Raw genomic sequence first — 8,574 nt, forward strand, 5'->3', positions numbered from 1 at the left:
CGGGCAGAAGCCGTCCGTGACGGCAACCTGCCCGCTACACTCCCACCGCTCGACGTTTCCCCAGGTCAAGCCACAAAGTACTGCTGGAGTATTAGGCCGTGTCCGGTCGATCATCTGATTCGTTGATCTGGTTATGGGTCGGGGTGATCTGACTGACGAGGAATGGGGGCGGCTGAGGCCGCTGCTGCCGGTGAGCAACGGTCGCTGTGGCCGGTGGAGGGATCACCGGCAGGTGATCGACGGCATCCTGCACCGCGTGCGCACAGGCGTGCAGTGGCGTGACCTGCCAGAGCGATTCGGGCCGTGGAAGACGGTCTACGAGCGGCACCGGTTGTGGTCGGCCAACAGCACATGGGAGCGGCTGCTGCAGCAGGTCCAGGCCGCGGCTGATGCGGCTGGGGAGATCGACTGGGATATCTCGGTCGACTCCACTGCGATGCGCGCCCACCAGCACGCGGCCGGTGCCCGTCGGACACCCCCACCGCCCGTCACCGCTTCAAAGGGGGCAGCGGTGGTGGGACACCAGAGCGAATTACCGTGGACGAGCCTCGTCGCCCGGCTGGTGGAGGTGGTCCAGCAGGTGAGGGACTCGGCCGCTCGCGCGGCGGTTTCACCACCAAGGTCCATCTGAGCGCGGACGGCCGATGCCGGCCGCTGTCGCTGATCGTGACGCCAGGCCAACGGGCCGACTGCACCCAGTTCATCTCCGTCCTGGAGGAGATTCGCGTGCCTCGCCTCGGGCCGGGCAGGCCGCGCAAGAAGCCGGACAGCGTCGCCGCAGATAAGGCGTACAGCAACGGGCCTTGCCGCCGCTACCTGCGCCGACGCGGCATCAAGCACGCGATCCCGGGAAAGTCCGACTCCCGGGCCGCCCGTCTGAAGCGAGGTACTGGGGGCGGGCGGCCACCAGGCTTCGACAAGGAGCGCTACAAAAGGCGGAACGTCGTGGAACGGGTGATCAACCGGCTGAAGCAGTCCCGGGCCGTGGCCACCCGCTATGACAAGCGGGGCCACGTCTTCCTCGGCACTGTGACCGCAGCGGCACTTCTCATCTGGCTCAGGACCTGACCTGCCGCAAGCTCCCACAGTAGAGTTCCTCACCGAGATCACTACTTGCGAAAGAAGAGTCATGCCCCGCAAGACGGCGGCTGCTCTACGTCTGGACGCCCTCTGCCGGTCCCATCTTCGGGGCTACCGGCGCAGGCCTTCACGGCTCTCACCTCACACACTTCGTCAGGCGGCCCGCTTCGAAGCCGAACGCGGCCTACCCATCCGGCAGCTCGAAGACGCCGTCCACTGCTGGCAAGCGTTCGTACGCCGTCCAGGATGGCCTCTCTACCTGCCCGAGCCACACCTGCCCGGCTACGACATCTGGGATGACCGACTCCTGATAGAGCGAGCCATCGGCGCTTTCGACAGACGAGCGGCCCGGGAAATCGCGTCGATCGTCAAAGATGCCGACGCCGACTTCCTGGCACGCACCCTGCCCAACCCTCATGCTCCACGTGCCTGGCCGTGGTGGCGCCGCAGATGCCAGGACCTCGGCGACATCATGCACGTTCCATCACAAACGAACGATCGGCCGGACACGACCTAGGAGCATATGCGGCTCCGAGGCAAGGACTGGTGGCGTGACCCGGCGGACCTGCGGCCGGGTACCCCGCTTGCCCGTAAGCAAAATACGAGGATATACTCCTATATATCGGCCGGTGCTGCCCCGCCCCCCCCCACCACCATCCGGCCTTTGGCCGGGATCTTCGAAGGAGACACGACATGCAGAACGCAGGCAACGGCGATGTCGACCGTCAGGGCCTCAGCTACTACCCGTGGTGGCTGGACAACCTGGCCGACGACGCCACCCTGGAAGGCGCGGCAATGAACGGCACTGCGCGCGGCGCCGAGACGGTCCGCTCCATCGTGGTCAAGGCCCGCGAACTGTACGGGCACCAGGACTTTAGCTACACCGGCGACTTCGGCGACGACGGCTTCCTCGAGATCTACGACTCCTCGATTCACGGCGAGCCCCTGAAGGTCGTCGTCACGGTCACCCGCAACGCCGCCGGGCAGGCCCAGGACCTCGCGGTACTGCACCGCCCGCGCAACGCGATGCTGCTCTTCTCCCGCCTCATGCACGAGAAGTTCGCCGGCACCCCCGTCGCCGACCACTTCCTCGCCGAGGACGAGTCCTGAATCAGCGACCCGGACTGCGGCCAGGTGCAGGCGCCCGACTCGTATAGGCCGACAGCCATGCCGAAGGCGCGGCTCTCCCAGGGTTCGGCGAAGACCAACTCACCGTTGGAGCGCGGCGACGCGGTCGAGGGCCAGGAGCCATTCCTGCAGGCCGCCGTCGCCGCCTTCGAGGATGTACTGGTGCACGCCGTTGTAGACGACGTCGCCGGCCACCACGAGGCCGATCGACGGCACGTGCAGGACCGTGGTCTTGTCGGTGTCGGTGTGACCGACCTCGACGGCCTCGATGAGGTTGCCCTCCAGCAAGAAGCCCTCGGCGGGGACGGGCTCGGCCAGGACCGGGGTGTCGGGGATCAGGCCGGGGAAGCGCTTGTCCCACAGTTCCTGGCGTCCCACGGTGGCCTGCTTGTGCATGACCTCGATGGTTCCGGGGGTCGCGTAGACGGTGACGCCGGGGAACCGCTTCACGAGATCGGCGGTGCCGCAACATCCGCCTAGCTAGAGCCTGTCTCTTTGGTCGTCTGAGCTAGCCATGTTTTAGAGGTTGTCTCACGTGGCAAGTTTCGCGAGCTTCTTCTAGCAGGTCAGGGCGGCGGCCATGGCCAGGCCTCGGCTCTGCCAGTCGTTGCGGACCACGTACGGGATCTTGAGACCACGAGCAGCCCATGGCAGGCTCATGCCGCATGATCGATGAATTCGCGAAGGACAACCTGCACGGGAGACTGCGGCGGGACCGCGAGGCGCTGCTCTGGAAGCTCGACGGCTTGTCCGAATACGACGCCCGCAGACCTTTGACGGCGACCGGGACCAACCTCTTCGGCCTGGTCAAGCACGTGGCCACCGTCGAGGCCAGGTACTTCGGCGAGGTCTTCGACCGCCCTTCCCCGGAACCGCTGCCCCGGTGGCAGGACTCCGACGGCAGCGATCTGTGGGCGACCGAGGACGAGACCCGCGATCAGATCATCGGGTTCTACCGGCGCACGTGGGAACACTCGGACGCGACGATCAACGAGCTTCCCCTCGACGCCCCCGGCCACGTGCCGTGGTGGCCGGAGCCTTATTCCAACACGAACCTGTTCGCCGTCATGGTCCATGTCCTCGGCGAGTCCAACCGGCATGCCGGGCACGCCGATATCCTGCGCGAGGGCCTCGACGGCCGGACCGGGCTGCGCCCCGAACACGAGAAGCAGATCGACGAGGAAGCCCGTGCAGCCTACTGCGCGAAGATCGAGCAGGCCGCCAGGTCGGCCGCACCAATCAAGGCTTAGGGGTCTCTCACGTGACTTGATGTTCGTGCGGCATGCGGCCGGTCGTGGGTGCTGATCTATCGAAGCGTCTGGTTCCTGATGAACTCTGGGAGCTGGCCGCCCCGTTGCTGCCGTCGTTCGCTGCTCGTCCGCAAGGTGGTGGGACCGCTCCGTGTGACCAGCGGGCCGTGTTCACGGCAGTGGTGTACGCGCTGACCAGCGGCTGCGCCTGGCGGCATCTGCCGCCGACGTTCGGCACGTCGCCCGCCACCGCGCATCGCCGCTTCACGGTATGGACCGAGGCCGGCCTGTGGCGTCGGCTGCACCGGGCGGTGCTGGACGAACTCGGGGCCCGGGGCGAGGTGGACTGGACCTCGGCGATCGTCGACGCGGCCTCCGTTCGCGCCAAAAGGTGCCTCTATGGCTTTCGTCAAGCCGTAGCCGGTGTGGGCGGTTGGTAGAAGGTGCCGTCGCGGAGCATGGCGAAGAGGACGTCGATGCGGCGTCGGGCGAGTGCGATGAGGGCGGCAATGTGGTGTTTGCCCTCGCGGCGTTTGCGGTCGTAGTAGGCGCGTGACTCGGGCTGGGAGAGCGAGGCGAACGCGGCGAGGTAGAAGGCTCTTTTGAGCTGTTTGTTGCCTCGCCGGGAGGGGTGTTCGCCGCGGATGGAGGAGCCGGAGCTGCGGGTCACGGGTGCGAGGCCGGCGTAGGCGGCGAGGTGGCCGGCGGTGGCGAAGCCGCTGCCGTCGCCGACGTCGATGAGGATGCGGGCCGCGGTCCTGACCCCGATGCCGGGCATCGAGATCAGGACCTGGGAAAGAGGCGTACTTCTCCGTCGAACACCTGGCCTGGCTGCGCGAGCGCGGGCTCGTCGCGCGCATCGCGCGGCCCGGCATCGAGTCCGGCGAACGCCTCGGTCGGCACCGCTGGAAGATCGAACGATCAATCGCCTGGCTCTTCGGCTACCGCCGCCTCACCGTCCGATACGAACGAAAGGGCTCGCACTTCCTCGCCTTCCTCGGCCTGGCCGCCGCCCTGACCTGCTACAAGAAGCTCGCGAAACTTGCCACGTGAGACACCCTCTTAGACGCGCTGGCAAACGGGGTGTTGCCGACACCGGAGTTTGTCGCCTCGGAGGTCACGTTCACACCCCGTATCGCGGTCACCCCTCCCACCGCTCGTTCCCCCCGCTCTCACCAGCGGACCACCATATCGAGATCAGCAGGGGTGGGACCGTCCAGTTTCGCCCGCCGAGCGCAGATCACCAACAGCATTCCGACTCTGCGACAGAGCCGAAGACCGTACAGACCTGGGGTGTGAGGAGGTTTCCACACTCGACGGAGCACCCAGCAACGGCAAGTCATGTGGGCGAATCGCGGTAGCGGGCAGTCGCGGCGCGGCAATGGTGCCGGCAAGGCGGATGCGGCGCAGCCGCGGGCGACCCCTGGGGATGTTGGCGGGAAGCATGAGGTCGGTCCGTTTCGATCGTGGGGTGCCGTCGGCTGTCTTCACAGCGACCTCCAGTGGGACGAGTGACGGTTCGGAGTGCCGACGGGTGCTCGCCTGTGCTCCCGCGAGAAGCGATGCATCGGATGCGGAAGACGGACCCTCCTGCGGACCGGGAAGGTGCACTATCACATTAGGAGCATATACTCGTATTGCTGAGGTGGCAAGGCCGGACCCCGGATCACGCCTGCCGGCCCACCGTCGACCAGCGGCACCAGTACATCCCCTCTCGGGGCCTCAGCTGGCCCGGCGAGCCGCCCGGCCGTTCATGGGGCTTCAGCCATCAGCCGGGAGACCGGCCACCGCTCTGCACGAAACCCATCCACAAGGCGCTGGAGTTGGTAGCGGGGTGATTGAAGGCGGCTGGTGCCCGGATGCGCCCAGGACCGCCAGAATCCTTCGTACGGCTGCTCCTCGCCGGGCCGGGCTTCGACTTTTGGCTCAGCCGTCGCCATCGGCGCTCTGGCGTCAGGCGCAGCGAGTGTCGCGCACCGGGCGTGATGAAGCTCCTTCGCCTGTATGAGCACTTGCTCCTATAATGAGTGGGAGAGATTCTGGAGGCGACGATGGCCGCTGTATCGATGGATGGCGCAGCCCTGTGCAACAACCTGGCGCTGCGCAAAGCGGCGCGGTATCTCGGAGCGGCCTACGACAAGGCCCTCGCGCCGGTCGGTCTGCGCGGGACGCAGTTCAGCATCCTGCAGAAGCTCAGTGCGTACGGGGAGACGACGATCACCGGCCTTGCCGAGATGATCGCCATGGACCGTACGACGATGGCCTCGAACCTGAAGCCGCTTGCCCGTGAGGGTCTGGTGACCATCGAGTCGTCGGCGGTCGACCGCCGCGCGCGGATTGTCACGCTCACGCCGGAAGGACTGTCCCGGGTCCAGGAGGCGCTGCCCCTGTGGCGGGCGGTGCAGGCCCGGTTCGAGGAGACGTTCGGGGATGCCGACGCGGCTCGACTGCGCGCGTCCCTCGGAGCCGTCCTTGAGACCGGCTTCGAGCCCTGGGCCGAGTAGGGCCACGATTCCCAGAGCCCTCCGCAGGGCCTGAGCCCAGCGCGCCACGCAAGCGTGGTGCACGGTCGGCGGACCGTCTCGGACGACCTGGCCGGCGGTACCCACGGTGAAACCGCGCCCGCTGTCACCCGCGCACTCATCCAAAGCCGAGGGATGCAGTGTTCGTCTGCGGACTCTGCATCCACGACGCGCCTGACTGTCGGCGCTCCCTGCAGTGCCGAAGAGGAGGCGCGTCCAGGGGATCGGCGGGCCCGTGCCACAGGGGTGGCACGGGCCCGGGCAGGTTCCAGGGGGTCTACCACCGGTGATGCTTCAGCCGGCGCTGGAAAACCGTCACCCAGTGCGCTTTCGGGGCGGAGCGGCGGTTCGAGCGCCCGTTGCGCCAGCTCGCCGAAAACGAGTGCGAACGCGCCCCAGAGGGTCGCGTGGGTGGCCACGGCCGAGAGTCGCAAGCGCCACAGCAGCGTGGCAGGTAAGTCCCCGGGCAGCTGCTGGTGGCGACTTACGATCTCGACCTCGTGCTCGCGGGGCGCGGCATGAACCTCTTCGAAGCCGACGGAGCTGTCGACACTCGGCTCGCCGGGAAAGGAGGCGACGACGAGGGCGAGACACCTGCGGCCAGGCGGCGAGCACGCCTCGAGCACGCCTCGAACGAGGGGATTCCTCACGGGTGCGGATTCCATGGGTGCACGGCATCCTCGTCAGTGGCACGGGAAGTCGACCAAGTGGCGGCTGTCATGCACCCACTCATGGACGCCCGCGCCGCTGACGACGGAAATAGCGCCCTGCTCGGCGCCACGAAGTAGAGCAGTACCAGCATGAGGTGCCGATGACGATCGCCCATGGGGGCTATCTCCCTCAGCGGCAGCTTGGCCGGGACAACGGAGGTGGAGACGGACGACTGGGCTACAGGCTGCGCCAGGCAGGTCCTGGATGGGGGTTGAGCTGGCGCGTGGATGCGTCGGTCACGGCGATGCGGGCGGTGTCGGAGGCGTGCTGGTGGGGTGGGACGCCGATGCGGCAGGCGTCCCCCGTCGCAACCGCGGCGTCGGCCCGGCCTGGGTCGGGCCTGAAGGCCTACCGTCGCGATGCCTTGGCCGGCCCTGGCGAGGGCCGGGATGATCGGTGACGCCGTCGGTTCAGGACTCGTCGGCGAGGAAGTGCTTGGCGAGGGGGGTGCCGGCGAACTTCTTGTGCATCTCACGGGAGAAGAGCAGCATCGCGTTGCGCGGCCGGTGGTTCACGACGAGCTGCTCGCACTCGCCGGCAGCGTTGCGGGCGACGGTGACAACGACATGGAGAGTCTCACCTTTGACCCGGGTGGTGTACTCCTCGATGAAGCCGTTGTCGCCGTAGTCGCCGGTGTAGGTGAAGTCCTGGAACTCGTACAGCCCGCGGGCGGCGGTCACGACCGAGTGGACGGCCTCGGGGCCCTGGATGGGGCCGTTGTCGATGAACGAGCCGTTCCCGGTAACATTGTCGGCCAGCTTGTCCAGCCACCAGGGGTAGTAGCTGAGGCCCTGGGTCTTGCTGTCATTTGTGTTCGACATGTTTCTCCTTCGTAGGTCCGGCCGCGAGACCGGGTGTGGGTGGGGACGCCGACCGCAGGTGATCCCAAGCCGACAATTAAGAGCATATGCTCATATTGGCGGAGTGCAAAGTGGCAACGCGGCGTTCCAGCTGTCGTTGCGAAGCAACCGTCCTCGTCGCAGCCATCAACGAGTGGCTGCGACCGGCATTCATGCCACCACTCGAACCATCAACCACAACAAGCAGAACAGAAAAACCCCCTACCCGCTCCTGGTTCGGCTGCCGCTTTCGCGACTGGGTGGACACCCTCGGCATCGGGCACTACGTCGCCCACCAAGCCCGGCACACTCGGGCCACCAATCTCCTGCGCAACGGCGCCGACCTCACGCACGTCAAGCGCTACCTCGGTCAGGTCTCCGAGAAGATGGCCGAGCACTACGTCCACCTCTGGCGGCGGCCCGCTCCCGGAATCCGCACCACGAATACGAGACCGAAGATGACCACGCTCCGGCCGCACCGGCGCACCGTGCGTCGACCGGCTCGCCGCTCGCGTTGCCGCGCCCCGCGAGCCGGTCGACCCCGCCCGCATCGGCCAGAGCATCAGGTTCAGGTGCGGCTGCAACACGTAGTAGACACAGCGCCAGAGTCGGATGTTGCCTCCATCACCACGACCTCGATTCGACGCTCCATCAGCCAGACCAGCAGCCTCCGTGCCTCTGCGCGGGTGGTAGTCGGCGTCGAGGCGGTCCGCATCCTGGGGGCTGCGGAGCCGTCCCACAAGGCCTTCGACGAGGCGGGTGTCGACACGGCCGCCGCGCTCGCGCTCTTCTACAACGATGCATGGGAGGCCGCAACGCCCCGCTGAGCCAGATCCTCTCGCGCCGTCTGCGTCGGCCGGCGCTGGGTGTCGGCTCGGCGGTCCTGACCCCGGCCGTCGCGTCCACCCTCACTACAGGCGACCACCCCCTGCACGCCGCGTATCTGACCCTGCTCGACCTGTTCGCGATGGGCGACCCGGCGATCGACGAATCCGCCGCCCGGCAGGTCATCCAGCTGCTCTCCGGCGTCGCCGGGCTGATGCT

7 protein-coding genes and 4 pseudogenes are annotated in these 8,574 nt (G+C 67.3%); 8 read left to right on the plus strand and 3 right to left on the minus strand.

The annotated features are described in order from the left end of the window. Positions 1–133 precede the first annotated feature (133 nt). Together ACWCP8_RS40810 and ACWCP8_RS40815 are read left to right on the plus strand one after the other, a co-directional pair. Positions 134–1,068, plus strand: a pseudogene (locus ACWCP8_RS40810) (IS5 family transposase). A gap of 705 nt (positions 1,069–1,773) precedes the next feature. Next, entirely contained in the window at positions 1,774–2,190 is a 417-nt protein-coding gene (locus ACWCP8_RS40815; RefSeq protein WP_267007579.1) for a hypothetical protein, read from the plus strand. A gap of 99 nt (positions 2,191–2,289) precedes the next feature. On the opposite strand, the gene ACWCP8_RS40820 is transcribed toward ACWCP8_RS40815, so the two are convergent. Beyond that, entirely contained in the window at positions 2,290–2,658 is a 369-nt protein-coding gene (locus tag ACWCP8_RS40820; protein WP_451121602.1) for a hypothetical protein, read from the minus strand. A 215-nt stretch (positions 2,659–2,873) separates the two neighbouring features. Between ACWCP8_RS40820 and ACWCP8_RS40825 the strand changes: the two genes are divergently transcribed. Beyond that, positions 2,874–3,458, plus strand: coding sequence for a DinB family protein (locus tag ACWCP8_RS40825; protein WP_352272457.1), 585 nt, complete (start codon positions 2,874–2,876; stop codon positions 3,456–3,458). A 32-nt stretch (positions 3,459–3,490) separates the two neighbouring features. Continuing rightward, entirely contained in the window at positions 3,491–3,898 is a 408-nt protein-coding gene (locus tag ACWCP8_RS40830) for a transposase (protein ID WP_352272455.1), read from the plus strand. Here ACWCP8_RS40830 and ACWCP8_RS40835 read toward each other — a convergent pair. Continuing rightward, positions 3,868–4,260, minus strand: a pseudogene (locus ACWCP8_RS40835) (transposase); the annotation flags it as partial. The gene ACWCP8_RS40830 and the pseudogene ACWCP8_RS40835 sit on opposite strands and share 31 nt — an antisense overlap. Before the next feature lie 50 nt (positions 4,261–4,310). On the opposite strand from ACWCP8_RS40835, the pseudogene ACWCP8_RS40840 reads away from it, so the two are divergent. Both ACWCP8_RS40840 and ACWCP8_RS40845 read left to right on the plus strand, forming a co-directional pair. Further along, positions 4,311–4,511: pseudogene (locus ACWCP8_RS40840) on the plus strand (transposase); the annotation flags it as partial. 998 nt (positions 4,512–5,509) lie between these two features. Beyond that, the gene (locus ACWCP8_RS40845) at positions 5,510–5,962 is read left to right on the plus strand and encodes a MarR family winged helix-turn-helix transcriptional regulator (protein ID WP_451121605.1); all 453 of its coding nucleotides are present in this window, start codon (positions 5,510–5,512) and stop codon (positions 5,960–5,962) included. A 1,139-nt stretch (positions 5,963–7,101) separates the two neighbouring features. On the opposite strand, the gene ACWCP8_RS40850 is transcribed toward ACWCP8_RS40845, so the two are convergent. Beyond that, positions 7,102–7,512: a hypothetical protein gene (locus ACWCP8_RS40850; RefSeq protein WP_326600902.1), complete on the minus strand. Its 411-nt coding sequence runs from the start codon at positions 7,510–7,512 to the stop codon at positions 7,102–7,104. Between the two features lie 191 nt (positions 7,513–7,703). On the opposite strand from ACWCP8_RS40850, the gene ACWCP8_RS40855 reads away from it, so the two are divergent. Both ACWCP8_RS40855 and ACWCP8_RS40860 read left to right on the plus strand, forming a co-directional pair. Then, positions 7,704–8,357: a tyrosine-type recombinase/integrase gene (locus tag ACWCP8_RS40855; RefSeq protein ID WP_451121607.1), complete on the plus strand. Its 654-nt coding sequence runs from the start codon at positions 7,704–7,706 to the stop codon at positions 8,355–8,357. Continuing rightward, positions 8,333–8,574 (plus strand): annotated as a pseudogene (locus tag ACWCP8_RS40860) (potassium transporter TrkA); the annotation flags it as partial. The gene ACWCP8_RS40855 and the pseudogene ACWCP8_RS40860, both read left to right, overlap by 25 nt.

The organism is Streptomyces sp. NPDC002206 (assembly GCF_053593595.1).

What these genes read in the sequence shown, in the direction of transcription:
- ACWCP8_RS40830 (WP_352272455.1), top strand. Translation starts at nt 3,491, where the DNA reads ATGCGGCCGGTCGTGGGTGCTGATCTATCGAAGCGTCTGGTTCCTGAT.
- ACWCP8_RS40855 (WP_451121607.1), top strand. Translation starts at nt 7,704, where the DNA reads ATGCCACCACTCGAACCATCAACCACAACAAGCAGAACAGAAAAACCC.
- ACWCP8_RS40845 (WP_451121605.1), top strand. Translation starts at nt 5,510, where the DNA reads ATGGCCGCTGTATCGATGGATGGCGCAGCCCTGTGCAACAACCTGGCG.
- ACWCP8_RS40815 (WP_267007579.1), top strand. Translation starts at nt 1,774, where the DNA reads ATGCAGAACGCAGGCAACGGCGATGTCGACCGTCAGGGCCTCAGCTAC.
- ACWCP8_RS40825 (WP_352272457.1), top strand. Translation starts at nt 2,874, where the DNA reads ATGATCGATGAATTCGCGAAGGACAACCTGCACGGGAGACTGCGGCGG.
- ACWCP8_RS40850 (WP_326600902.1), bottom strand. Translation starts at nt 7,512, where the DNA reads ATGTCGAACACAAATGACAGCAAGACCCAGGGCCTCAGCTACTACCCC.